Consider the following 24,109-nt stretch of genomic DNA (forward strand, 5'->3'; position numbering starts at 1 on the left):
CTGTTATTATATTGGTAGGAAAGGAACATGTAGATACTGTTTATCTACATGCAAGTAATTATGCAACGTAAACCATATAAAAAGTCGCACAAGCTGCGCAACATACTTATTCTACTCTCGATTTTTATTATCATAGCCATTATCTTTTTTTCCTTATTAGGACACAATAATCGCGAAAATAGTAAGAATACTTCTTCCGAGACATCATCATCAGCGACTAAGAAACACACTAAACGTGCAACAAACGTACAATCCTCAACATCTGACTCAAGCTCATCTGAAGTCACAGCAAGTGAGTCAACCTCTGTTACCGAAGTACCTGCTGCAGACAGCTCTAGTGCTTCCTCAACAATGAGTGTTATAACTAACGACGCGACACAAACGCCTATAACTGATAATTCGACTCCTGACACAGATAGTTCCACCGTATCATCATCATCAACCCAAGAGCAGTCTTCTAGTTCAAGTGTGGCACAACAATCGTCTAGCTCGAGTTCAGCAGTTTCATTTGGTAATTGGTCTGCTGCTACCTACGATTCCGTTGCGCTTGGATCTGCTACTTACGATCAAATACGTGCTACCTATGGTAGCCCAACCTACCTAACAGCAAGTGATAAATTATATGCTACTTGGCAGAGTACAAGTGGTGCAAAGGTTTCAATTATATTTACACCAACTGGTTCTGGTAATAACTTACAACTGGTAGCCAGCAATAAATCTCAAACTGGATTACAATAACATAAAAAATACCGATTGAAATTATCAATCGGTATTTTTTATGTTATAAGAATATAATAAAAGCTCCAAAATATCAAACAGAACTTTGGAGCATTACAATTATATTTATAAATAAAAGTGGGTCTTAACGATCTACTTTTACAGTTGTTTCTAATGTTGCAGCTACACGTTCTTGTACCAAAACATTATCTGCTGATAATGCAGCTTTTGCTTGATCTGCTAACTTTGAAAATGTATCAAAATCAGTTACAGCAATATCAGCCAACATTTTACGGTTCAATTCAACACCAGCAAGTGTCAAACCGTGCATCAACTTTGAGTATGACAAACCATTCATACGAGCTGCTGCATTAATACGCGCAATCCATAACTTACGGAAGTTACGTTTTGTGTTCTTACGATCACGGTATGCATACAAATATGACTTCCATACTTGTTGCTTGGCAACCTTGAAATTAATACGACGTTGACCGCGGTATCCCTTGGCTAACTTAACAATCTTCTTACGACGTGCACGTGACACTGTACCACCCTTAACTCGCATGGGTAATTCCTCCTAGAATTCTAAAAAATAAATTATTGGACATAAAATCCAAAATATAGATAGATGAACTATCGCAACGCGAATTAGATGTTTGACAACATCTTAGCGTATGTTTTAACCGTCGTTGAATCCATCATGCGTGTACCACGCAATTGACGACGTTGCTTCTTTGTCTTACCATGGAAACGGTGTGAAGTGTAAGCTGAAGCTGACTTCAAACCACCATTGGCTGTCTTCTTAAAGCGCTTTGCTGATGCGCGGTGTGTCTTCATCTTTGGCATGTGACTAATTCTCCTACTATGTGATTTTGTTTAAGCTTGTAATCAAGCAGCTAAACCTTTAATTACTTGACATCCTTAGGTGCCAAGACCAAAAACATTTGGCGACCGTCCATCTTGGCACGTTGCTCAACCTTGGCAATATCGTCAAGTTCTGCTGCCATACGGTCCAATACTTGGCGTCCAATGTCTTGATGTGTAATCATACGACCACGAAAACGTAGGTTCAGCTTTACTTTGTTTCCTTGTCCAAGGAACTTGATGGCAGCTTTCTTACGTGTTTCGAAGTCGCCCGAATCAATAACCGGTGACATACGGACTTCTTTAACTTGAACGATTTTTTGGTTTTTGCGTTGTTCTTTTTGTTTCTTTTGTGCTTCGAACTTAGCTTTTCCCCAATCCATAATTTTAGCAACTGGTGGCTCAGCATTCGCTTGTACCAGCACCAAATCTTGGTTTGAATCGTTAGCAATTTGTTGTGCATCTCGCGTAGACATTTCTGTTTGCTTACCCTCATGGATAAGTAGTACGCGAGGTGCGCGAATATTATCGTTGATTAAATCAACTTGTCTTGGTTGACGTGCTATTGTCAGGCACCTCCAAATTTATTTTGTGAACCAAGAAGAAAAGTGGATAAAGAACCTAATCTTCACCCACTTCAACACTTGCAATCCATTTGGATAACTGTATCTGCCAGGCAACTTTGTCACATGGCGAGAAGCGGGTGCTTCTACTTGTTCAACAGATATAATTGTACCCTATTGCCGTTTAACTGTCAAGTTTCACTCTCATTTTTTTGAACTAAACGTATGCCATAGTGGAAAATAGTCAGCACTGCGAACTGAGCACCAGCAAACAATATAACAAAAGTTACCATGTGATAACCCATTGATAATATGATATTTCGAATCACATGACCAAGATTGGTAAAAATATCCCATGAATTTAAGCGCAAATATCGACCAAGATAGATACCAAGAGCAGACAAGACGGAAACAATTGCGGTAATTAAGAAATAAACAATATGGACATGATGTTTAAAAATCGCAGCCGTTATAATTTCTAAACTCAAAATTCCTAATCCAACACCAATGAATATACCCGTCGCTAGCACAGCATAATTAAAATACTGGGTCGCTTGGTCTAAATCTGTACCAATGGCATAAAGATGTATAAAATCAGTCATCATGTACATTGTGTTTGGAAAAAAAAGTAACCATAATACGCTAAAAATGATTTTAATTGTTTTAAACTGCGAAGCAGCAACAATAAGTGCAAAATCAAAAGGAAGTAACGATAAAAAAACATTCCAATTCAAAAACGTAAAATGTGTTGGTGTCATATAGACAAATATAAAAAACAGAAACACCATTATATGAATGATTGATATATTTAAAACTTTATTCTCCATCTGCTACTCCTTTTTTACAATGATTATAGTGTATCATAAAAAATAAAAACTATTCAGTCTAAAAGATTGAATAGTTTTTATTTCATTTAAGTGCTTTTTTAGGTTGACGCCAGGCTACAAAACCAAAAACAATCAGCCAAATTGTTGAACCAATTGCTGGTACCCGTGAATCAGGATTGAAGAAAAGTGTAATAAACACAAAACTAAAGAATGCAATTGCCATCGGTACTAGTACACTAGGTGCGATAACTAAAAATCCATCTTGCATATAATCTTTTGATTTACGATACTTCATATAAGCAACTAAAATCAAAACGTAAATCATCAAAAACAAATCAGTTGAAGCACTGGTTACAAAACTAAAGGCATTCGTAATTGCAGGTATCACAGAAATGACTGCAGAGAATCCAACCATTAAAGCTGTGAATAACACTGCATTAACAGGCAGTTGTGTTTTTGACATTTTTCTAAATGGCTGCAAGAACCGTGCCTTCGATTGAAATGCCAATGCATAAAAATTACGACTTGCACTAAACAAAACTGAATTTAATGCAGATGCCGCACTGGTTAAAACAACAAAGTTAACTAGCGCTGCAGCCCACTTAATGCCAACCAATTCAAAGACCATTACAAACGGACTTTGATCAGCAGGAATCTTTTGCCAAGGATATATTGTCATAATAATGAACAACGCGCCTAAATAAAAGAATAATATACGCCAAGGAATTTGATTAATTGCCTTAGGCAAGACGGCACGTGGATTATCCGTTTCCGCTGCTGTCATTCCTATAAATTCCATACCAACAAAGGCAAACATCACCATTTGGAAAGAATTAATAAAATTACCAATACCATTTGGGAAGAATGAAAAATGTTGAAAAACATTGCTAAATGAGACATCACCAACAGGCGTTTTAAAACCTGTTACAGCCATCATAATGCCTGTAACAATTAAAGCTAAAATCGCTACAATTTTGATCATTGAAAACCAAAACTCAGTCTCACCATAAAGTGCCACAGCAACTAAATTAACGCAGGTCAGAAGAACTAGCATAATAATTTGAATTAGCCAACCTGGCATGCTAGGCAACCAATACTGAATATATTTAGCCACCGCAGTTAGCTCAGCCATTCCCATAAATATGACAGTCAACCAATATGACCATCTTGCAAAAAATCCCGCTCGATTATCAATATATCTCGTAATAAATGTGATAAAGGTATGTTGTTTTGGATCTGCATACAATAATTCACCAATTGCTCTCATCATGACAAACATGAATAAGCCAATAATCAGATATACAAGTAGAATGACTGGTCCTGCATAATGAATTGAATTACCGGCACCCATAAACAAGCCCGTTCCAATGGTTCCACCAATAGCAATTAATTGTACGTGCCTATTTTGCAAACCACGTTTTGGCGGTTTACTACCGTTTTCCGCTGTTTCTTTCATAAAACTTTATTTCCCCTTAACTTTAAACCGTACACAAATTACTAACTATATGTATAAAGCACCTGACGAGCAACTTGTCAGGTGCTTTATGCGTTAATTAATGTGTTTCTATTTTACGAGAATAATTTGCAACATCTGCCAAGATAGCTTTTTGGAAATCATCTATCGACATTGTTTTTGTCTTTTCTTCTCCATACTGACGCACAGTAACCGTGTTACCATCAACTTCAGAGTCTCCTAATACCAAAGTATAAGGAATTTTATTGGTTTGCGCCTCACGAATAAGATATCCTAATTTCGCCTCTTTGGTCTCAACATTGGCACGTAAGCCAGCATCTTGCAATTTTTCCTGAATACTTTTAGCATATTCACCATGTGCACCCAAATTAACTGGTATGATTTGTACCTGTAAAGGTGACAACCAAGTTGGGAATGCTCCCTTGTACATTTCAATTAAGTAGGCTGTGAAACGTTCCATTGTACCAACAATACCGCGGTGTAACATTACCGGGCGATGGTTGTCTTGACCATCTGCACCAATGTATGTTAAATCAAAGCGCTCAGGAAGTAAGAAGTCCAATTGAATTGTTGACATTGTCTCTTCCCCACCTAATGCAGTTTTAGTCTGTACATCAAGCTTTGGACCATAGAATGCAGCCTCACCCTCAGCTTCATAGTAATCTAATTCCAAGTCATCCATTGCGCGTTTTAACTGCGCTTGTGACTTTTCCCACATATCGTTGTCATCAAAATATTTTTCAGTATTTTTAGGATCGCGATATGACAAACGGAACCGATAATCAGTGATATTAAAATCACGATACACTGACATCATCATAGTCAAAATTGTTTTAAACTCTTCTTCTAACTTTTCTGGTTCTACGAAAGTATGTCCATCATTTAGTGTCATTTCACGCACACGTGACAAACCAGTCAAGGCACCAGATTTCTCATAACGATGCATCATACCAAGTTCAGCAATACGCATTGGTAGCTCTCGATATGAACGTGGCTTGTGCTTAAACACCATGATATGCGATGGGCAATTCATAGGACGCATGGCCAAAAATTCACCATCTCCCATGTCCATTGGTGGGAACATGTCTTCACGATAATGATCCCAATGACCTGATATTTTGTATAGATTCAAATTTGACAATACAGGTGTATAAACATGTTGATACCCATTAGCCAATTCTTTATCAGTGATATAACGTTCAACCTGTCGGCGAATCGTTGCACCATTTGGCAACCAAACTGGTAAACCAGAACCAACTTCTTGACTAGTAAAGAACAAATCCAAATCACGACCAATAGTACGATGATCGCGTTCTTTAGCCTCTTCACGACGCTTAATTTCAGCATCCACATCTGCTTGTTTCCACTCTGCAATACCGTAAATGCGTTGCATCATTGGATTTGATGACTTTCCACGCCAATACGCACCAGCAACAGATGTCAACTTAAAATGTTTAATCCAACCAGTTGAGGGTACCAAACCACCCTTATCTAGTTCAACATGATCTCCTTGAACAGCAATCGTTATAACTTCATCTTCAGGTAGGTCAGAAATTAATTCAACTTTATAGGGATCTGTAGCAAACATTTCCAAGGCTTCAGAACGTGTAATTTCACGTGATAAAATTGGTAAATCTTCTTTGACAATTTTGTGCATCATGGCCTCAATTTCAGTAAAATCTTCTACTGAAACTTGGTTCCCTACACCATTATCTGTATCGTAATAAAAGCCATTGTCAATGAAAGGCCCTACACCAAAATGCATATCTGCAAATTTTGGAATACGCTTTAGCGCTTGCGCTAATAAGTGAGACGCTGAGTGTCGTAATAATGACAACGCTTCATCATCACTTGTGGTAATTAATTGAAAATCTCCAGATGCTGGGATAATATCTTGCATACCAACATAAGCACCATTTAGCTTAGCAGAGACAGATTTTTTAGCTAAAGATTTTGAAATACTCTCAGCAACCGTCAATGGTTTTGTTCCTGCCGGAAATGTTTTTACTGCCCCATCGGGAAATATAAGATTGAGTTCTGACATTTTAATATCCTTTCAAATGTTGTTTCATCATATAACTAAATTGCGTTTACCACATAAATTATTAAAAAACGTCCCTTTGAGTCTAATAGACTCAAAGGGACGTTTCACCGTGGTACCACCCAAGTTTAACATGCGTAAAACATGTTACTTAAATGACAGTTAACGGTGTCACCCGGATGATTTTCATTATTTACTCGTCATCACTCAAAGGTAGTCTTTCGTGTACAAATCACTCATTTTCACCAAACATGAGCTCTCTTTATCATTGGAACACTTAAGTTGTCCTTATCGACGTTATTGGATATAATCTTAACACTGTTTTTTTTATAACGCAATAGTTATTTTGGTGAAATTTCTGCTAATACAATATTAAGTGCATCCTTAGCAACTTCATCGTGATCTAAAATACCATTATCAAATGCCAATTTGAGGGCATCATACTGCTTTTGTGTTAGAGCCATTATTCTATCCTCTTTATTAAATTTAATACCTTTATTATAGCTAAGTCAACATAAATTACAAGACTAAATTAAAGACCCAAGTAATATTTTACAAATAACGCAGCGGCTACTGCACCAACAAATGGTGCAATACCTGGCACTAATAAACCATATTGAAAATCAGAGGTCGTACGATGCTTCCAAGGTAAAATTGTATAGGCTATACGAGGACCTAAATCACGTGCTAAATTCATAGCAAATCCCGTTGTGCCTCCCATACCCATACCAATAGCCCATACTAAGAAACCAACACCTAATGGTAACATTCCTGGCACATCCTCAGTTCTAGCTGAAATAGCCATCACACTTGTTAGAAACACGAAAGTCGCAAATGCCTCAACAAAGAAGTTACGTGGTAGATTACGAATTGCAGGGGCAGTTGAAAAAATATTGCGTACAATCACTGGATCAATATCTTTTTCTGATAATTTAAACTGATCAGCATACATCACGTAAACGATCAATGACCCAACAATCGCACCTAATACCTCAACAACACTGACACTAAGAAAATAAACGACATTAATTTTTCCAAGTAACAGTTGCGCAAAGGCCATAGCAGGATTAACGAAAACATCCCCAAAAACAAACAGCACTACCGAAATACCAAAACCCCATGTCGTAATGGCAAAAATATGCCCTGACCCATGGAACTTAGTTCGGTTCAAAACTTCATCGGCGTGAACGCCAACACCAAAAATAATCATTAGAGCAGTGCCCATGAATTCGGCCAACAACTGGTGTATCATTTGTAATCTCCTAAGCGGTCGCAAATCTATCAAGAAGTCGCGGTTTTTAATTTTTAATTTCCATTTCTTATAGTAAGGCCATAACCCCAGTGTGTAAAGACATTTCTTGATTTTGTCAAGAAACCGTCATATTTCGTGCAAATTTTCACGAAAAACATGATGTGCAATTCTCAATAATTTCTTTATAATAAGAACTATAAAGAATGACTGGAGGAAACGTGTCAGTGTATTTTTGAACCATACTTGATTCAATGTAATTACTGCACAAACCAAATTAATTATGAACGCACATGTTGTATATGCTACAATCACTGGTAACAATGAAGATGTTGCTGATATTATTGTCTCTGCACTCAAAGCTGCCAGTGTGACCGTTAAAAAAACAGAAATATCACAGACAGAAGTTGACGAATTGGAACAAACCGATATTGCTATCGTGGTTCCTTATACCTACGATAATGGTTCGCTACCTGACGAGGGACTGGACTTTTTCGACGATTTAGCTCACGCTGATTTAGAAGGCGTAACATATGGTGTTGCAGGATCAGGTGATATCTACTATCGATCTGATTTTGGACTAGCCGTACCAAAATTCGAAGCGCAGTTTTCAAAAACTAATGCCAAAAAAGGCGCGCAGGGAATTAAAATCAACTTACGCCCAAATGATGCAGATGCGCTTGTGTTAAATAGTTTTGTTGCTGAAATAATTAAAAATGCACAGCATTAAAAAACATCATGTATATAACGCCCAATTTCAAAAAGGGCCGCATACATGATGTTTTTTTAATTTGGGTAGAAACATGCTTTTGACTTAATCCGCAGTGGTATATACAGCCAAAACATCTTCGTTTTCTTCTAATTCATCTATTAATTTATCTAACTTTTCACGATCATCGTCATTAATTGTCATCGTATTTTGTGCAATCATTGTGATTTCAGCTTCATCAAAAATATATCCAGCTTTAGTTAAAATTTCCTCAACACTTTGAAACTTGCTTGGTTCCGTATAGATTTCAAAAACCTCATCTTGTGTTTGAACATCTTCAGCCTCGGCATCTAAAGCTGCCTCTAAAACCGTATCTTCATCTAATTCTGGAAATGCTGACCTGTCGATTGCCAAGTAACCTTTACGATCAAATTGAAAGGCAACAGAACCTGAAGTGCCTAGTGTGCCACCGTAATGTTTAAACGAATTACGAACACTCGAAACAGTTCGGTTAATATTGTCTGTTGAGGTTTCAACTAGTACTGCAACACCAGCTGTACCATAACCTTCATACGTTATTTCTTCAAACTTTTGTCCACCGGCACCAGATGCTTTATCTAATGCACGTTGGATATTATCCTTTGGCATATTAGCTGACTTAGCTTTTTCAACAACTAAACGCAATGATGCATTCATTTCAGGATCCGCACCACCAGCTTTAGCTGCCACATATAAATCATGAGCCAATTTTTGAAAAATTTTACCACGCTTAGCATCTTGGGCGTTTTTACGACCTTGTATGTTATGCCATTTACTATGTCCTGACATTTTAACATCTCCTTGAATTTATAACTACTGCATATTAGCATAACAAAAAAATGTTATCCTTACCAGTTTTTGGAACCATTATAGTCCAATTTTATGCTACAAATACACGATTAATAACTATTTCCACCTAATAATTCCAAGTAAAGCATGGCTGAGCTAGCTATTAAAGCTGCTAATATATCATCTAAGTAAACATTTATACTTTCAGTTTTATCGTTAATTTCACCGATCAATCCTGGCTTAAGATCATCTAGCAAACCATAATGTACTGTTGCTGCCGCAGAGAACTGTTGTGTGATTGCAATAGCCAAAATTTCATCAACATTATGTCCATTCGCATCACGTTGTAAACGTGCCTTGAGTGGTTGATTGTCAGGCATCGTTTCAGCTTGCTCATCTAAATATAAAGCCGTCAAAATAATATCGGCTACCTCATCTTTGTGTAAAACACGTGAAACTGCCTGTGATAATATAACATCGTCAATTTCATCGTGATATTTTCCTACTAAAAAGGTTCGTGTCCCGTCAGTAATATCACCAATGTTTACCCCACGTTGAGATAATTTAGAAATCGCAGCTTCTTGTAAATCTTTCATGTTGTTATATCCTCTTAGTAATTTTTGTTTGCATATCGACGAGTCAAGATGACATGTGGTATCTCATCTAATGCCGTTTTGACATACTCTTGCTGTGCATCAGTAAAATCATTAATTGCTACTAATGTGTATGCATAATCACCAACAGCACGATTACTTAGTTGCTCAATGTTAATACCATTGTCTCCAAAAAATTTTGAAATTTGACTAATCATGTTGGGTACATTTTCATGGATAATGCCAACACGATATTTCGTGGTAAATGGTTCGTCAATATCTGGATAATTGACCGAATTAACAATGTTTCCCGTGGTAAGATATTCATCCAGCTCGCGCGCAGCCATTAATGCACTTGTATCTTCAGCTTCAATTGTTGAGCCACCAATGTGTGGTGTAATAATAACCTTTGGATGATCAAAAAGTGCTTCATCAGCAAAATCGGTGATATATACGCGTAAATCGCCATTATCCAAGGCTGTCTTGGCCGCTAAATCATTAACAATGCCGCCGCGCGATAAATTCAACAAAGCTGCATTTGACTTCATAAGCGCAATACTATCAGCATCAATAAAAAATTTGTTTTTTTCATTAAACGGAATATGCACAGTCACGTAATCTGCTTGTTCTAGGACTTCTTCTACACTTTTGGCATGTACAATATGTCGATCAATGCGCCAAGCTGTGCTAGCATTCAATCCTGGGTCATAACCAATAACATCCATATCCAAAGCTAATGCAGTATTTGCCACCTTTGAACCGACATTTCCTAAACCAATGACACCTAAAGTTTTCCCAGCTAATTCCGTGCCACGATAACCACCCTTGCTAACCTCAGTACGCAATGAAACATCGCCACCTCTGGTTTCATTAGCAAAACCGATGGCGCCGATAACAGGGCGTGCAGCTAAAATCAAAGAAGCAATTGTTAATTCCTTTACGGCGTTTGCATTGCCACCGGGTGTATTGAAGACAACGACACCACGTTTTGAAAGTGCTTCTACAGGAATATTATTAAAACCTGCTCCAGCACGTACAACAGCGCGTACAGAATCCGCAATTTCTGTTTGGTGTAAGTTTTGAGAACGTAAAAGTATGCCTTTAGGTGCCTCATTTGTATTAATATCGTAACCGTGTTGTTTTAAATAGTCTAAACCTTTAGCACTAATCGCATTGTATGTTTTGATAGTTGTCATGCTTCTTGTTCCGCTTTCTTCAAAAATGTAATTAGCGCGTCTACCGCTGCTATGGACTGTGCATTATAAAGTGAAGCTCTAAATCCGCCAACAGACCTATGCCCATTTAAATTAAATAGTCCTGCTTCTGTCGCGCGTTTAGCAATAGCTTCGTCTCTTTTAAGATCACCCGTAGTGAAAACAATGTTTGTTAATGACCGTTCTGATTGCGCAACCGGTGCTGAATAAAAATCTGATTGATCAAGGTAAGTATATAGGCGTTGCGATTTTTCTAAATTGCGTCGATACATTTCAGTAACACCACCTTGCTGTATTACCCAATCCAGCACAAGATTCAAAGCATATATGGCAAACACCGGTGACGTATTATACATAGACTGTTTATCAATATGATTTTGATAACGCATCATTGGACCGACACCAGTCAAATTTTGTTCTGCAAGCCAAGATTTTTTAATAATAGCCACAGTCACACCAGCGGGTCCAAGATTTTTTTGACCACCAGCAAAGATCGCATCAAAATCAGTTACATCATAAGGTTCTGCTAATATATTTGAACTCATATCAGCAACTAAGCGTCCATTTGTCTTTGGTAAATTGCTTTGATGAAAAGTGGTTCCTTCGATTGTATTATTTGTCACAATGTGCAAGTAATCATAAGCATTACTATCAAAGGCTTGTGGCTCCAATGGTAAACTTTGATAATGTTGATTCTTTGTACTACTAAGTACTGTCACTTTTCTGCCAAGTGCATTTGCTGCCTCTGCTGCCTTTGCAGCGAAATTGCCTGAATCTAATAATGCAATGTGTCTATGATCTGTCGCAAAATTTAATGGTATCATTTCAAATTGTGTAGAGCCACCACCTTGCAAAAATACAACTGCATATTCATCTGGAATTTGCATGAGTGTACGTAATTTCTTCTCCGCATCAGCAACAATTGTTTGAAATTGTTTTGAGCGATGAGAAATTTCTACTATACTCATTTGATTGAATTCATTTTTTTCAAATTCCTGTTTAATTTGCGTTATGACTTCTTGTGGTAGCACGCCAGGTCCAGCAGAAAAATTATAAGTTTTCATCATTTTTTGTGCTTAAGCACAACCTCCGTTTGATGTTGAAATCACGTACTTATCAGCTTAAGAAACACAGAGTTTCACGAACAGAATCAATATAACTAGATAGGAATTTGTTATATATGCTAACAAACATGTTAGTATTCAGAAAAAATAGCAGAAAAACCTAACATTAGACTCTTCTCGTGCCATTATTTTATATATTACTATATTAGCAACAAAAGTCAATCTTTTATTTTAACCAAAAATTTAGTATAATATATCCAGTAAAGCCGTTGTGGCGGAATTGGCAGACGCGTACCGTTCAGGTCGGTATGAGAGTAATCTCGTGCAGGTTCGATTCCTGTCAACGGCATATTGACCGTTTTATCAACATTGTTGGTAGGATGGTCTTTTTGTTTGTAACCGTTGGTATCATTGGGTTTCAGGCATATATATAGAATACAATAATATATAATGAAATAAGCATCGCGTGCTACAAATTAATATACATAAATTTCTCCAAACAAAAAGCTCAACTTATTTTTAAAATTGAGCTTTAAGGATGTTTAATTTATTTTTGGCTAGCTTTACGTAAGAATGCATAGTATTCGTACAAAGCTAATGCAACTAGCATTACCAACGCAATATAAACTGAGCTAGACAACGCTGTTACAGCGACCACTGTTAATCCAATTGATGAAGTGGTGAAAATCAACGAAAACTTTTGCAGTTTGGTTAGCTTTTCAGTATCACCTTGAAATGAAACAGAAGTTATGATAACTCCAACTAATATCATTAAACCAAAGAAAATATGTAATGCGATCATGAATATTTCTCCTCTATAAATTATTATATGATAAAAACAAATATTATGCATGTACAAATATTTGTCCAATAAAAAAATATCAGTTAAGGAACTTGATTTCGTTTTAAAGATTTTACGTATAAAACGAAATGAGCTCAAAATAAAAACGCTGATTAAGGCGTTTTTATTTTCTATGTACATCAGCCCCTGGAATATATTTCAATCTAGATAAAAGAAATATGATGATTATAAAATCACTGAGCTGACTCATTAAGTATATCATAGTTAGAATCTAAATCAAACATGCCAATCCTCTAGCACCGTTTTTTGATACATTTCGATTGCATAAGTGGCTAATCTAAGTATTTCATTTTCTAATTTTTCTTCCAAAGAAAAAGCATTACGTGTTAACCTCTGCTGCTATGACAACTAATGTGTGTCTTAATAATGTATAGTCGTCTTTTAACGGTACCAGCATTGTTAAAAATGAGCATATCAATCGACAAATCAAGAAACTCGATTTGTCGATTTTTTATTATCACTCTAAATAATGACACTATAAAAAAATCGTGTCTATTGTTTGATTTTAATTAAGAATTTATAAAAATTGATAGCGTTTTCTAAAAATCGTTATTTTGTTACACAGACGTCATATATTCACGTTATATTAAAATTAAATAATAAACGGAGAAGCTATATGCAACGATTTCATTCCCAACTGCATATTAAATGGTGGCGTATCATCGGCTGGTTATATTTAACTGGTTTGCTGATATATGGCTTTTATACGATTTTGACTAGTTTGTCACTATAAATACTTACCAATAATTATGATACTTGGCGTATAATAAATCATTATGAATAACGCAAATGGTCGAATGAGTCCCTCAGAAATAAAAGTACAATTAGCAAAGTCAGAAACAACGATTGGTGAAATGATTCGGTTTGTTTTTGGCTCAGTTTTGAAGCGCCGTGGGTTAGTAATTTTAAATGTTTTACTCCTGACAGTTATGGCTGTCCTCAATTTTTTGGTGCCACAATTCACCAAAAATATTATAGATCATGCTTTGCCCACCAGTAATCAAAATGCACTCTATAACAATATTATTGGGTTATTACTAACAACTGTTGTGTTGGGTTTGGTTAACTTTGCCTCCACCTACATGATGCAAATGCTCTCACAGCGAGCAATTACAGAACTACGTATCAAAACTTATAATTTTATATTAAAACAAGATTATGCTTTTTTCCAGGATACGAAAACTGGTGATTTAATGGTTCGCTTAACAAGTGATATTAGTAACCTTCAAATGCTCATTAGCGCCAACACATTTGGTATTATTGGTAATATTTTTACTTTTGTTGGCGTGCTTCTCTTTTTATTCTTCCAAAGTTGGCAACTAGCTACTCTTGTTTCCTTAACATTTCCTGTCCTATTCATTACTATTCGATTTTTTCGTGGGCATATTCGAGAATCTTTTTCTAATGTGCGTTATGCCCAAAGTAAAATTAACAATCAACTACAGGCAACACTTACTGAAATTGAACTGATTAAATCCTATACGACAGAAACAATTGAAACCAAAAAATTTGAAAAACTGGCTGACGAATCAAACGGATATTCATTGTCAGCTACAAAATGGCAAGCTATTTTTCAGCCTTTAGTCACACTGATTAATACTATTGGTACAGCAATTGTTCTACTCTTAGGATCACTATTTGTTATGCATGGTCAAATGAGTGTTGGAGACCTTGTCGCTTATCTTGCGTATGTTGCCATGCTACAAGATCCTATTCGTTCTTTTTCTATGTTAATGAACGTTTTCCAAACTGCTCAAGTTTCTTATGATCGTATCAAAAATATCTTAAGTTACGAACCAACAATCTTAGAGGTACCTCAGCCAAGTGATTTTCCAGATCCTCTACAAAATGAAATCATGTTAACAAATGTGGTCTTTGATTACGAAACTGGCACAAGACCAGCCCTAAAAAACATTTCAATCACTATTCCATCAGGTAAAACAACAGCCCTTGTAGGTCGCTCTGGTTCAGGAAAATCAACAATTATCAAATTACTAACACGCATGTATGACATATCAAGTGGCAAAATAACATTTGATGGTATAGATATTAAGACGTTGCGACTTGCAGATTTACGTAGGCATATTTCAGTTGTCAGCCAAGATGTCACGATTGTTGATGGCACAATTGCCGATAATATTACTTATGGCACAGAGCATGCTACCAATGCTGACATTTTGGCAGCTGCACAACGAGCAGATATTGCTGATTTTATCAACCAACTCCCAGAACAGCTCAACACAACAGTTGGAGAACGTGGTGTGAAATTATCTGGTGGTCAAAAACAGCGCCTTTCCATTGCTCGTGCCTTTCTTAAAGATGCTCCGATTGTCATCTTAGATGAGGCAACCGCTGCATTAGACAATGAATCCGAAAAGGCCATTCAACGTGCACTTGATAACTTAATGGTAGCTAAAACAGCAGTCGTGATTGCTCACCGACTAAGCACTGTACACAAAGCAGAGAAAATTATTGTTATGAATGACGGCCAGGTAGCTGAAACTGGCACACACAGCGAACTTCTCAATGCCAATGGCATTTATAAACATCTCTATGATGCACAATTTGAGTAATTATGACAAAAAACGAACTTTTTAATCTCATGACTATACACCATGTCAAAGTTGCTACGCTAAAATTTTATGATATGGCTGATCGCTACATTTTAACATTTGGTGAGCAACATTTTGATTTAAGCGATCAAATAGCTCAAAAACTCATTTCTGAGCTAACCACTGACGAACATGCCACGATAGCCACTGAACATAACCATGTGGCAGTCACAATTCAAACAAAATAAAAACGTCCAAGAACAATTGTTGTTCTTGGACGTTTTTATTTTTATTGCGTAATAGCTTGTGCCGCTGTAATGATTGCGACCTTATAAACATCTTCTTCGTTAGCGCCACGTGATAAATCAGACACCGGCTGAGCCAAACCTTGCAAGATAGGACCAATTGCTTCGTAACCACCCAAACGTTGTGCAATCTTATAGCCAATATTACCTGCTTCTAAACTTGGGAAAATAAAAGTATTAGCCTGACCAGCAACTTGAGAACCAGGTGCCTTTGCAGCCGCTACTGTTTCAACAAAAGCTGCATCAAATTGTAGTTCCCCATCAATTTGATCTGCTAATTCTGGTGCAAGTTTCTTAGCCAACTTTGTTGCTTCAATAACTTTATCAACCAATGGCGATTTTGCCGAACCCTTCGTTGAAAAAGACAGCATAGCAACTTTCGGTTCTATATCGAATACTTTAGCTGTTTGAGCTGACTGAACAGCAATTTCAGCCATTGTTGGTGCATCAATATCAATATTAATTGCAGCATCTGAGAAAACGTAACGTTCATCACCCTTTTGCATGATAAATGCGCCAGAAATACGTGATGAACCAGGCGCTGTTTTAATGATTTGTAATGCTGGTCTTACTGTATCACCGGTTGGATGTGTCGCACCTGAAACCATCCCATCGGCTTTGCCTGTATATACCAACATTGTGCCAAAATAATTAACATCTTGCAACCACTTCTCAGCTATTTCAGAGTCAGTTTTACCTTTACGGCGTTCAACTAGCTTAGCATTTAATTCAGCCAAATCGGCGGCATTATATTTTAATGGATTAATAATTTTTACTTCTGATAGGTCAAAACCTTTACTACTGGCTGTCGCTGCTATCAATTTTTCATCACCTAATAAAATTGGTTTAATTAACCCCTCAGATGCTAATCTTACAGCTGCACCTTGAATACGTGCGTCCTCACCTTCAGGAAAAACAATAATTTTATTTTTACCATTAATTTTATGTTTTAATTGTTCAAATAGTTCAACCACAATGCTTCCTCCGACATATCCAAAAACGCCATTTAATTTACAAATTTATTGTAACAAACTAAATGACATTTGTCTGCTGTTTTAGTATAATTTGTGAATTTTTTCACTCAATTTAGCCAATCAATTTCTGTTCGATTGTTTTCTTTTAAGAATGCATTAGCTTTTGAAAAAGGTTGACTACCAAAAAAGCCACGATATGCAGATAGTGGACTTGGGTGGGCGGCTGTCAAAACTAAATGTTTGGATTCGTCAATGAATCGTCGTTTTGATTGTGCGTATTTCCCCCACAGAATAAAAACAGTTGGATCACCATCACTGGAGACAGTTTGGATAATGGCATCAGTTAGTGGTTCCCAAACTAATCCTGCATGGGCATTTGCTTGACCTTTTGGTACAGTTAAAACAGCATTTAATAATAACACACCTTGTGCGGACCAAGATTTCAGATCATGCGATTGTCTTAGACCAATATCAGTAGACAATTCTTTAAGGATGTTTCGTAACGATGGCGGTGCAACAATGTTGTCTGGTACCGAAAAACTTAATCCTTGTGCTTGATAAATCTCATGATAAGGATCTTGACCCATAATAACAACCTTAGTATTTTGTAAAGTTGTAGCCTCTAAGGCAGCAAACACTTTATCCCGTGGGGGAAAGATAGTCTTTTCTTGATAAACTGTATTTAAAAAATAATCAATGTTTTGAATTTGTTCTGGTGTCAGCCTATTTTTTAAATAAGGCGCCCAAGAAGTGTGTGATAATGGCATAATTAGTTAGCTTTCGTGTTAAAATTATAGTAATGAGGCATTCATGACAAAATATTATATGCGACAACGACACAGTATTGATGATGGCGTGAACATCGTATTCGATGAAAATTTTCAGGCAAGTTATTTAGTGTCTGGTAGAACAGGCAAAAAACATGATGAGTTAAATGTTCAAGACATGTCTGGTAATGTACTCGTTCGTATCGAACAAACCTCTTTTGGTATATTACCACGTTTTTTGATAAAATACCGCGAACATACTGTGGGCTCAATTAGTCTCTCGCTTGGTCATCTCGGTGATATTGTCTATATTCGCCATCTTAATTGGTTAATTTCCGGTAACTTTATAGTTGGCCGTTACCTTATTACCCACAATACCAAAAAACTACTCAGTGTCAAGCCTGAAATACGATCAGATGGTATTTATAACCAACTTAAAATAACGTTCAACTCACAGGCACCGGTCCATATAGGCATTGCAGCATTGCTTGATATCTGGGGTACAAAATCAAACCCGATGTTAAATTTCAAATGGCTTCCTGGCCAAAATGAGAGTTACAAATTAAGCTACTCTCAAAAACAAACTTGTAATCGATAACCAAATATTAATATGAATGGTTATTTTAATTACACTTTAAAAAAAATACCTCAGTCTGATAATATTAGTCAAACTGAGGTATTTTTTCACATTAAATCATCGCTAACCACCAAGATATGATGCCCTAACTTCATCTGAAGATAATAGCTCTGCCCCAGTTCCTGTAGCAATAATTTGCCCACTTTCGATAACATAACCTCTATCAGCGATTTTTAAAGCTTGATTTGCATTTTGCTCAATTACAAGAACCGTCACACCTGTATCTCGAATCTGTTGAATAATAGCAAATATCTTCTTGATATACAGTGGCGCCAAACCCATTGAGGGTTCATCCAACAAAATAATTTTTGGATTGGCCATTAAAGCCCTACCAATAGCTAACATTTGTTGTTCTCCACCAGAAAGTGTTGCTGCATCTTGATGACGTCGTGTTTTTAAAATTGGAAATTGCTCATAAACATTGTTATAAGCTACTTTATGTTGATTTTTATTTGCTACTGTAAATGCTCCGAGTTGTAGGTTTTCTTGTACAGTCATCCCCGGAAAGACACGTCGCCCTTCCGGCACATGCACAATGCCACTACTTACTCGTTTTTCAGATGACATATGATTAATACTTTGTTTTTCAAAACTCATGTTACCTGTTACTGGTTTTTCCAAGCCTGATATTGTACGCAAAATCGTACTTTTTCCTGCACCGTTGGCCCCAATCAATGTCACAATCTCGCCAGGATTAACCGAAAAACTAACATTTTGTACAGCTTTGATAGCACCATAGTTAACACTTAAGTTTTCAACTCGTAGTACAGCCTCAACCATCAACCTTCCTCCCCTAGATACGCCTTAATCACTGCCTTATTTTGTTGAATGTCAGATGGTGTACCAGTTGCTAACACTTTTCCATATTCTAAAACATATAATCTTTCACTCACTGCCATCACTAAATTCATGTCATGCTCTATCAAAATAATTGTAATTTTAAATGTTTTCTGAATTTGTTTGATTAAGTCAGTCAATACTTGTGTCTCTTGTGGATTCATACCTGCGGCAGGTTCATCTAAAAATAATATTTTAGGCTGAGTTGCCAACGCCCTCACAATTTCCAAGCGACGCTGTTGCCCATAAGGCAAATTGCTGGCTAATTCATCTGCTACCGCAATCATATCAAAAATTTGCAATAATGACAGTGCACGCGCACGCTTTTTAGCCGTCTCCTTATAAAATCCTGGTGTGCGAAATAGGGCTTGTGCTGTGCGCGCCTTAGACTGTGTCGTCATTGCAATCAAAACATTTTCAAGCACTGTACGACTCTCAAACAAACGAATATTTTGAAACGTGCGTGCAATACCGAGCTGCGCTCGACGATGCGGTGGCACATGATTAACATTTTTTAAATGTGTGCCATCGTAAATTGACACTTCGCCATCTGTTGGTTGATATACACCAGTCAGTAAGTTAAACAATGTTGTTTTTCCCGCGCCATTAGGTCCAATTAATCCAATTAATTCATTTTCGCGCGCTTCAATATTGACTTGATCAACAGCTGTAACACCACCAAATTTTATGCTAAGGTTATTGGTTTTTAGAATTGTTGTTGCCATGATCGCCTCCTGAATCAAATAATATTTTTTTCAAAGAAAATTCAGATGTTCCCAGCAAACCTTTAGGTCTAAAAATCATCACGATAATTAACACCAATGCATAAATCACCATTCTTAACGAACCAAAATTTTGTAAAATAACATCTAAAATGCCTAACACAATTGCTGTCACAACAGTGCCACTAATTGAACCAATACCACCCAACACAACAATAATTAAAATAGTAATACTCTGCATGAACGTGTAATCTTGTGGCGATACTGATTGGATAAAACTTGCTCTTAGACCACCTGCAATTGCTGCTAACATTGCTCCCAATACAAACGCAATCACTTTATATTTAGTCGTGTTAATTCCCAAGGATTCAGCCGCAATTTCGTTATCACGCACTGCAATAATCGCCTGACCAGTCGTACTTCGTACAAAATTAACAACAAACACAATTGCTACAACACTTAAGCCAAAAACAACTTGCCAATTCACAAAATTTGGAATGCCAAAAATACCCGCTGCGCCTCGTGTGCTTTTCATATTAATAATGATAATTCGAATAATTTCAGCAACTCCTAATGTTGCAATTGCAAGATAGTCTCCACTCAACCTCAATGTTGGCAAACCAACAGCTAATGCAATCACACCACTAACCATAATGCCAACAATCAAACTGATAATGAACCCATAAATACTTGGTATGGCGGAAGAAACCAGAGCTGTTGCGTAAGCACCAATCGCCATAAAACCAGCATGTCCTAGCGAAAATTGACCCGACATACCAATCACCAAATTTAATCCTACTGCGGCAATCAAATTAATTCCAATTAAAACAATGGTTGTCATGCCATATTGACCGATCACATCAAAGATAGTTGTGACATAGATGAAAACGAAAATCATCAAGACAAGCGTTGCCCAACTTAGTGTATATTTTATATGCGCTTTGTCCATGAATTTATACCTTTTCTCGCTTGTTTTTACCCAAAATTCCTGTTGGTTTGAACAGTAGTATCACAATTAAAATGCCATAAACCACAGCATCCTTATAGTCAGAAAGGCCGACCGCTTGTGTCAATGTTTCCAAAATACCTATCAACCAACCACCTAGTGCAGCACCTGGAATAATCCCAATACCACCCAAAACAGCTGCAACAAAGGCTTTAATTCCTGGTGTCATTCCCATAAGCGGATCAATATTATTGTAATATAAACCAATCAAAACGCCACCAGCAGCAGCCAATGCGGATCCAATAGCAAATGTAAATGAAATCGTGCGATTAACATTAATACCCATTAATACGGCAGCTTCTTGATCTGCAGACACAGCTCGCATTGCACGTCCCATTTTTGTTCTTTTAACGATGATGGTTAATACAATCATCAGAGTAACTGCTGTTGAAATAATAATTAATTGAATATTGGAAATTTGAATACCACCAAAATGATATTGAATCGTCTTGATAGCCTGCGGAAATGCTCTCTTATCAGATCCATATAGATAACTCATACCATTTTCTAGCAAAAAGGACACACCTAAAGCTGATATCAATACCGCAATACGAGGTGATTGTCGCAATGGTCGATAGGCAATAAATTCAATTAACATACCAAGTAATGCACTCACAAACATTGACAGAACCAATGCGATGAAAAAGTTGAAATGCATGACTTTAATAAAGAAATATCCAAAGTAAGCACCTAACATATAAACATCGCCATGAGCAAAATTAATTAACTTAATAATGCCATAAACCATCGTGTATCCCAGCGCAAGCAACGCGTACACACTACCTAAGATAAGACCGTTAATTAATTGTTGTATGATACTTGACACGATATTTATCCTTTACTTGACAACCGTTGCGGTTGTGTCCTTACCGTTTGTTACACCAACCATAACAATTGATTTTTTAGGGTTATGAAACGCATCCATCGTCATTTTTCCAGTCACGCCATCAAAATTTTTGATTTTTGCCAAACCTGCTGTTATTTTTGCTTTATCTGCAGACTTTTCATTCTCAATAGCTTGCTTAATCATGTACACTGCATCATATGCCAAAGCTGTAAACTGCGATGGCTCTTGCTTGTAACTTTTTTTGTATGCCGTCACAAATGGTTCAGCTGCGTCTGTTGCTGGTGCCTTTGTTGAAAAATGCGCTGCATAATAAACATCACTTGTATTCTTATTACCAGCAATCTCAGCTAACTTTGGATCTCCCAAACCATCAGGACCAATAACTGGTACATTGATGCCCATATCGCGTGCTTGCTTCAAAATCGCACCAGCTTCATTATAATAACCATTAATTACAATAGCATCAAACTTTTGGTTTTTAATTTTTGTTAACATTGCTTGGAAATCTTTGTCACCAGCTTGATATGAATCCGTCTCAACAACGTGACCTTTATAAGCTTTCTTGAAGGCATTTGTAATACCTGTACCATAATCTGATGAGTTATCTTGGAAAATCACAACATCCTTAGCTTTAACATTGTCTGTGGCAAATTGTGCCATTTTCGTACCCAAATATGAATTTTTAAATTGTGCACGGAAAACATATGGTTGCACCTTACCATTTTTTTGGACCGTGATATCATCTGCTCCAGCAGTTGGTGACATCATTGGTGTTTGACCTTTTGTTGCTGCTGGTACTGCTGCTTGTGTTGCTGCTGTTGTAACCGGACCAACAATCGCGTTGACTTTTGTATTACTAATCAAACTTGTCGTTACTGATGCTGCTTCTGTGTTATCCGACTTACTATCTTTGTTAACAATTTTAACTTGGTATGACTTACCATTAATCTTAATGCCACCAGCCTTGTTAATTCGCTTAACTGCAAAGTTAGCGCCTTTTTGCTCAGCTTGGCCATACGCCGAAGCATTTCCCGATGTGTCAAAAACACCACCTATTGTAATGACATCACTGGTTTTATCTGCCGATTTTTTTGATACACCAAAACCAATAACTGCCCCAATCACAACAACAAAGGCAACAACAATTGCAATAATCTTTTTCATATACTTTCTCCAAAAAATTCCTAAATGTTTTAAATCATTTCCAAATGTAATTGATTTGGCTTTGCCCAACCCATTTTACGCATGATACGGTAACCAACAAACGAAACAATCACTGGCACTGCCACACCAACGACCATATAGGCAGTGAAAGCTACTGGATTTGAACCAGCCAACGCCAATGGCACAATGAATGAATTAAAACCAATACCAGCCATAGCAAATGGTGCCGTCACATGAAACACAATTGTTGCAATTGGTGCCGCAATGGCTGCACCAATCATCGGTGGAATAATTAATGCTGGGTTCTCTGTTAAATTAGGAAACTGAATTTTTGGTGTCACAATACCTTGAGCGATTGTTGCCCCAATTTTATTTTCATGGAATGACATAGCTGGGAAACCAACAAACACAGCTGTTGTTCCGATCAAAATTGCACCTGCTGCTTCAGGTGATGTAACACCTGTTGCACCAATTGCTACAGCCAATGCTGCTGCTGAAGCCGGTGTCATTGTCAAAGCACCAAATACCATTGCCACGATGGCTGTTCCAATAATTGGATTAATAGCCACACTAGAAGAAATAAATTGTCCCACTGCAACTAACGCTGGTGTTGTTACCATGGCTAAATAATAGCCGCTCACTGTTCCAACAATCGTTGTTGCTGCTGGTACAATAACCATATCCAATGGCGTTTTGCCACTCAACCATTTACCAAACAAAACCGCAATAATTGCAGCCATAACAGCTGATATTGGTTGTCCAGTTGTGATAATTGTTGAGCCTGCTGCTTGTGTACCAGCATAACCAGTTGCTGTCACACCTTGTACAGCTGTGTTGCTGAAGAAAACAGCATTGGCGCCCACAGTTGAAGCAGCCATTGCACTAAACATGACCATTGTATTAGTCTTCATTTGTGAAGCAACCGCTGCGCCAAAAGCTGCTGGCAACATGATTTTTGTAATTGCACCCATTTGTACCATTGGCGCCCAATTGATAAAACCGGCAATAGTTTGCAACAACAAGCCCATGCCTAATGTAACCAAGATCGCATTTGAAACTGCTGCTGATGTATTATAAACCAAGTCACGCACTGATTCTTTGGTTTCAACTACTTTTTCTTGAATTTTTTCTGTGTTAATTTGACGCTCATTTTTAATTGCATTCTGTGCCATAATACTAATCTCCCTTTAAATTACACTTCCGTTGAGCAGTGCAATCATTGAAGACAAAGAAAACGTCCCAACGATTGCTCGTTAGGACGTTTTCACGTATTTTTCCTAACCAGCCACTAAC

General features: G+C 37.2%; 26 protein-coding genes, 1 tRNA gene and 2 other annotated features. Of the genes, 6 read left to right on the forward strand and 21 right to left on the reverse strand.

Features of this window, described 5'->3' with window-relative positions:
• Positions 1–60: 60 nt before the first annotated feature.
• On the forward strand, positions 61–738 hold the full coding sequence (locus tag K5Q13_RS03765) for a hypothetical protein (RefSeq protein ID WP_220740087.1): 678 nt from the start codon (positions 61–63) through the stop codon (positions 736–738).
• Positions 739–862: 124 nt separating this feature from the next.
• Here K5Q13_RS03765 and rplT read toward each other — a convergent pair whose 3' ends face one another.
• The 8 genes from rplT to larD all read right to left on the reverse strand — a co-directional run bounded on the left by rplT (position 863) and on the right by larD (position 7,738).
• Positions 863–1,282 (reverse strand): 50S ribosomal protein L20, encoded by a 420-nt coding sequence (rplT, locus tag K5Q13_RS03770; protein WP_220740089.1) that lies wholly within the window; start codon positions 1,280–1,282, stop codon positions 863–865.
• Between the two features lie 83 nt (positions 1,283–1,365).
• On the reverse strand, positions 1,366–1,563 hold the full coding sequence (gene rpmI, locus K5Q13_RS03775) for a 50S ribosomal protein L35 (protein WP_004900365.1): 198 nt from the start codon (positions 1,561–1,563) through the stop codon (positions 1,366–1,368).
• A 62-nt stretch (positions 1,564–1,625) separates the two neighbouring features.
• On the reverse strand, positions 1,626–2,165 hold the full coding sequence (gene infC, locus K5Q13_RS03780) for a translation initiation factor IF-3 (RefSeq protein WP_308443416.1): 540 nt from the start codon (positions 2,163–2,165) through the stop codon (positions 1,626–1,628).
• Positions 2,166–2,175: 10 nt separating this feature from the next.
• Positions 2,176–2,302 (reverse strand) — a sequence feature (ribosomal protein L20 leader region).
• Between the two features lie 33 nt (positions 2,303–2,335).
• Complete coding sequence (locus K5Q13_RS03785) at positions 2,336–2,971, reverse strand: DUF1361 domain-containing protein (RefSeq protein WP_220740091.1); 636 nt, start codon at positions 2,969–2,971, stop codon at positions 2,336–2,338.
• Between the two features lie 82 nt (positions 2,972–3,053).
• Positions 3,054–4,427 carry an amino acid permease gene (locus K5Q13_RS03790; RefSeq protein WP_220740093.1) on the reverse strand — a complete coding sequence of 458 codons (1,374 nt, stop codon included), beginning with the start codon at positions 4,425–4,427 and terminating at the stop codon, positions 3,054–3,056.
• A 97-nt stretch (positions 4,428–4,524) separates the two neighbouring features.
• The gene (gene thrS / locus K5Q13_RS03795) at positions 4,525–6,489 is read right to left on the reverse strand and encodes a threonine--tRNA ligase (protein ID WP_220740096.1); all 1,965 of its coding nucleotides are present in this window, start codon (positions 6,487–6,489) and stop codon (positions 4,525–4,527) included.
• Between the two features lie 92 nt (positions 6,490–6,581).
• Positions 6,582–6,790 (reverse strand) — a binding site (T-box leader).
• 37 nt (positions 6,791–6,827) lie between these two features.
• Positions 6,828–6,950, reverse strand: coding sequence for a hypothetical protein (locus K5Q13_RS09645; protein WP_281420499.1), 123 nt, complete (start codon positions 6,948–6,950; stop codon positions 6,828–6,830).
• 68 nt (positions 6,951–7,018) lie between these two features.
• On the reverse strand, positions 7,019–7,738 hold the full coding sequence (gene larD, locus K5Q13_RS03800) for a D/L-lactic acid transporter LarD (protein WP_220740098.1): 720 nt from the start codon (positions 7,736–7,738) through the stop codon (positions 7,019–7,021).
• A 280-nt stretch (positions 7,739–8,018) separates the two neighbouring features.
• Between larD and K5Q13_RS03805 the strand changes: the two genes are divergently transcribed.
• Positions 8,019–8,465, forward strand: a complete 447-nt coding sequence (locus K5Q13_RS03805) for a flavodoxin domain-containing protein (RefSeq protein ID WP_220740100.1) — start codon at positions 8,019–8,021, stop codon at positions 8,463–8,465.
• An 84-nt stretch (positions 8,466–8,549) separates the two neighbouring features.
• On the opposite strand, the gene K5Q13_RS03810 is transcribed toward K5Q13_RS03805, so the two are convergent.
• The 4 genes from K5Q13_RS03810 to serC form a co-directional block, all read right to left on the reverse strand.
• Complete coding sequence (locus tag K5Q13_RS03810; protein WP_220740102.1) at positions 8,550–9,272, reverse strand: YebC/PmpR family DNA-binding transcriptional regulator; 723 nt, start codon at positions 9,270–9,272, stop codon at positions 8,550–8,552.
• Positions 9,273–9,382: 110 nt separating this feature from the next.
• Entirely contained in the window at positions 9,383–9,868 is a 486-nt protein-coding gene (locus tag K5Q13_RS03815) for a phosphatidylglycerophosphatase A family protein (protein ID WP_220740104.1), read from the reverse strand.
• Between the two features lie 14 nt (positions 9,869–9,882).
• A complete protein-coding gene (locus K5Q13_RS03820) occupies positions 9,883–11,061 on the reverse strand; it encodes a 3-phosphoglycerate dehydrogenase family protein (protein WP_220740106.1) in 1,179 nt (392 codons plus the stop codon).
• Entirely contained in the window at positions 11,058–12,143 is a 1,086-nt protein-coding gene (gene serC / locus K5Q13_RS03825; RefSeq protein WP_220740370.1) for a 3-phosphoserine/phosphohydroxythreonine transaminase, read from the reverse strand. The genes K5Q13_RS03820 and serC overlap by 4 nt, the downstream gene beginning before the upstream one ends.
• 265 nt (positions 12,144–12,408) lie before the next feature.
• Between serC and K5Q13_RS03830 the strand changes: the two genes are divergently transcribed.
• Positions 12,409–12,492, forward strand: a tRNA-Leu gene (locus K5Q13_RS03830).
• Positions 12,493–12,690: 198 nt separating this feature from the next.
• Here K5Q13_RS03830 and K5Q13_RS03835 read toward each other — a convergent pair.
• Complete coding sequence (locus K5Q13_RS03835) at positions 12,691–12,945, reverse strand: hypothetical protein (RefSeq protein ID WP_220740108.1); 255 nt, start codon at positions 12,943–12,945, stop codon at positions 12,691–12,693.
• Between the two features lie 836 nt (positions 12,946–13,781).
• On the opposite strand from K5Q13_RS03835, the gene K5Q13_RS03840 reads away from it, so the two are divergent.
• Positions 13,782–15,578 carry an ABC transporter ATP-binding protein gene (locus K5Q13_RS03840; RefSeq protein ID WP_220740110.1) on the forward strand — a complete coding sequence of 599 codons (1,797 nt, stop codon included), beginning with the start codon at positions 13,782–13,784 and terminating at the stop codon, positions 15,576–15,578.
• Positions 15,579–15,580: 2 nt separating this feature from the next.
• Complete coding sequence (locus tag K5Q13_RS03845; RefSeq protein ID WP_220740112.1) at positions 15,581–15,805, forward strand: phosphate acetyltransferase; 225 nt, start codon at positions 15,581–15,583, stop codon at positions 15,803–15,805.
• Positions 15,806–15,846: 41 nt separating this feature from the next.
• Here the strand turns inward: K5Q13_RS03845 and pta are convergent, their stop codons facing one another.
• Both pta and K5Q13_RS03855 read right to left on the reverse strand, forming a co-directional pair.
• Positions 15,847–16,836 carry a phosphate acetyltransferase gene (pta, locus tag K5Q13_RS03850; RefSeq protein ID WP_220740114.1) on the reverse strand — a complete coding sequence of 330 codons (990 nt, stop codon included), beginning with the start codon at positions 16,834–16,836 and terminating at the stop codon, positions 15,847–15,849.
• Positions 16,837–16,943: 107 nt separating this feature from the next.
• Positions 16,944–17,603, reverse strand: coding sequence for a uracil-DNA glycosylase (locus K5Q13_RS03855; RefSeq protein ID WP_220740116.1), 660 nt, complete (start codon positions 17,601–17,603; stop codon positions 16,944–16,946).
• Positions 17,604–17,646: 43 nt separating this feature from the next.
• Here K5Q13_RS03855 and K5Q13_RS03860 point away from each other — a divergent pair, with 43 nt between their 5' ends.
• Positions 17,647–18,201, forward strand: coding sequence for an LURP-one-related/scramblase family protein (locus K5Q13_RS03860; RefSeq protein ID WP_220740118.1), 555 nt, complete (start codon positions 17,647–17,649; stop codon positions 18,199–18,201).
• Between the two features lie 102 nt (positions 18,202–18,303).
• Here K5Q13_RS03860 and K5Q13_RS03865 read toward each other — a convergent pair whose 3' ends face one another.
• The 6 genes from K5Q13_RS03865 to K5Q13_RS03890 are packed head-to-tail and all read right to left on the reverse strand — an operon-like array spanning position 18,304 to position 23,988.
• Positions 18,304–19,020, reverse strand: coding sequence for an ABC transporter ATP-binding protein (locus K5Q13_RS03865; protein ID WP_220740120.1), 717 nt, complete (start codon positions 19,018–19,020; stop codon positions 18,304–18,306).
• Positions 19,020–19,802: an ABC transporter ATP-binding protein gene (locus tag K5Q13_RS03870; RefSeq protein WP_220740122.1), complete on the reverse strand. Its 783-nt coding sequence runs from the start codon at positions 19,800–19,802 to the stop codon at positions 19,020–19,022. Before K5Q13_RS03870 ends, K5Q13_RS03865 begins: the two co-directional genes overlap by 1 nt.
• Positions 19,774–20,748 (reverse strand): branched-chain amino acid ABC transporter permease, encoded by a 975-nt coding sequence (locus tag K5Q13_RS03875; RefSeq protein ID WP_220740124.1) that lies wholly within the window; start codon positions 20,746–20,748, stop codon positions 19,774–19,776. The genes K5Q13_RS03870 and K5Q13_RS03875 overlap by 29 nt, the downstream gene beginning before the upstream one ends.
• A gap of 4 nt (positions 20,749–20,752) precedes the next feature.
• On the reverse strand, positions 20,753–21,631 hold the full coding sequence (locus tag K5Q13_RS03880) for a branched-chain amino acid ABC transporter permease (RefSeq protein WP_220740126.1): 879 nt from the start codon (positions 21,629–21,631) through the stop codon (positions 20,753–20,755).
• 12 nt (positions 21,632–21,643) lie between these two features.
• Entirely contained in the window at positions 21,644–22,816 is a 1,173-nt protein-coding gene (locus K5Q13_RS03885) for an ABC transporter substrate-binding protein (protein ID WP_220740128.1), read from the reverse strand.
• Between the two features lie 29 nt (positions 22,817–22,845).
• Complete coding sequence (locus K5Q13_RS03890) at positions 22,846–23,988, reverse strand: PTS sugar transporter subunit IIC (protein ID WP_220740131.1); 1,143 nt, start codon at positions 23,986–23,988, stop codon at positions 22,846–22,848.
• Positions 23,989–24,109: the final 121 nt, after the last annotated feature.

Origin of the sequence: Leuconostoc miyukkimchii (assembly GCF_019656055.1) — a bacterium.
Lineage (GTDB): Bacteria > Bacillota > Bacilli > Lactobacillales > Lactobacillaceae > Leuconostoc > Leuconostoc miyukkimchii.

What these genes read in the sequence shown, in the direction of transcription:
- larD (WP_220740098.1), bottom strand. Translation starts at nt 7,738, where the DNA reads ATGATACACCAGTTGTTGGCCGAATTCATGGGCACTGCTCTAATGATT.
- K5Q13_RS03860 (WP_220740118.1), top strand. Translation starts at nt 17,647, where the DNA reads ATGACAAAATATTATATGCGACAACGACACAGTATTGATGATGGCGTG.
- K5Q13_RS03815 (WP_220740104.1), bottom strand. Translation starts at nt 9,868, where the DNA reads ATGAAAGATTTACAAGAAGCTGCGATTTCTAAATTATCTCAACGTGGG.
- K5Q13_RS03865 (WP_220740120.1), bottom strand. Translation starts at nt 19,020, where the DNA reads ATGGTTGAGGCTGTACTACGAGTTGAAAACTTAAGTGTTAACTATGGT.
- serC (WP_220740370.1), bottom strand. Translation starts at nt 12,143, where the DNA reads ATGAAAACTTATAATTTTTCTGCTGGACCTGGCGTGCTACCACAAGAA.
- K5Q13_RS03890 (WP_220740131.1), bottom strand. Translation starts at nt 23,988, where the DNA reads ATGGCACAGAATGCAATTAAAAATGAGCGTCAAATTAACACAGAAAAA.
- K5Q13_RS03845 (WP_220740112.1), top strand. Translation starts at nt 15,581, where the DNA reads ATGACAAAAAACGAACTTTTTAATCTCATGACTATACACCATGTCAAA.
- K5Q13_RS03870 (WP_220740122.1), bottom strand. Translation starts at nt 19,802, where the DNA reads ATGGCAACAACAATTCTAAAAACCAATAACCTTAGCATAAAATTTGGT.
- K5Q13_RS03790 (WP_220740093.1), bottom strand. Translation starts at nt 4,427, where the DNA reads ATGAAAGAAACAGCGGAAAACGGTAGTAAACCGCCAAAACGTGGTTTG.
- K5Q13_RS03835 (WP_220740108.1), bottom strand. Translation starts at nt 12,945, where the DNA reads ATGATCGCATTACATATTTTCTTTGGTTTAATGATATTAGTTGGAGTT.
- K5Q13_RS03820 (WP_220740106.1), bottom strand. Translation starts at nt 11,061, where the DNA reads ATGACAACTATCAAAACATACAATGCGATTAGTGCTAAAGGTTTAGAC.
- K5Q13_RS03875 (WP_220740124.1), bottom strand. Translation starts at nt 20,748, where the DNA reads ATGGACAAAGCGCATATAAAATATACACTAAGTTGGGCAACGCTTGTC.
- K5Q13_RS09645 (WP_281420499.1), bottom strand. Translation starts at nt 6,950, where the DNA reads ATGGCTCTAACACAAAAGCAGTATGATGCCCTCAAATTGGCATTTGAT.
- K5Q13_RS03785 (WP_220740091.1), bottom strand. Translation starts at nt 2,971, where the DNA reads ATGGAGAATAAAGTTTTAAATATATCAATCATTCATATAATGGTGTTT.
- K5Q13_RS03805 (WP_220740100.1), top strand. Translation starts at nt 8,019, where the DNA reads ATGAACGCACATGTTGTATATGCTACAATCACTGGTAACAATGAAGAT.
- K5Q13_RS03810 (WP_220740102.1), bottom strand. Translation starts at nt 9,272, where the DNA reads ATGTCAGGACATAGTAAATGGCATAACATACAAGGTCGTAAAAACGCC.
- rpmI (WP_004900365.1), bottom strand. Translation starts at nt 1,563, where the DNA reads ATGCCAAAGATGAAGACACACCGCGCATCAGCAAAGCGCTTTAAGAAG.
- K5Q13_RS03885 (WP_220740128.1), bottom strand. Translation starts at nt 22,816, where the DNA reads ATGAAAAAGATTATTGCAATTGTTGTTGCCTTTGTTGTTGTGATTGGG.
- K5Q13_RS03840 (WP_220740110.1), top strand. Translation starts at nt 13,782, where the DNA reads ATGAATAACGCAAATGGTCGAATGAGTCCCTCAGAAATAAAAGTACAA.
- thrS (WP_220740096.1), bottom strand. Translation starts at nt 6,489, where the DNA reads ATGTCAGAACTCAATCTTATATTTCCCGATGGGGCAGTAAAAACATTT.
- K5Q13_RS03765 (WP_220740087.1), top strand. Translation starts at nt 61, where the DNA reads ATGCAACGTAAACCATATAAAAAGTCGCACAAGCTGCGCAACATACTT.
- rplT (WP_220740089.1), bottom strand. Translation starts at nt 1,282, where the DNA reads ATGCGAGTTAAGGGTGGTACAGTGTCACGTGCACGTCGTAAGAAGATT.
- K5Q13_RS03855 (WP_220740116.1), bottom strand. Translation starts at nt 17,603, where the DNA reads ATGCCATTATCACACACTTCTTGGGCGCCTTATTTAAAAAATAGGCTG.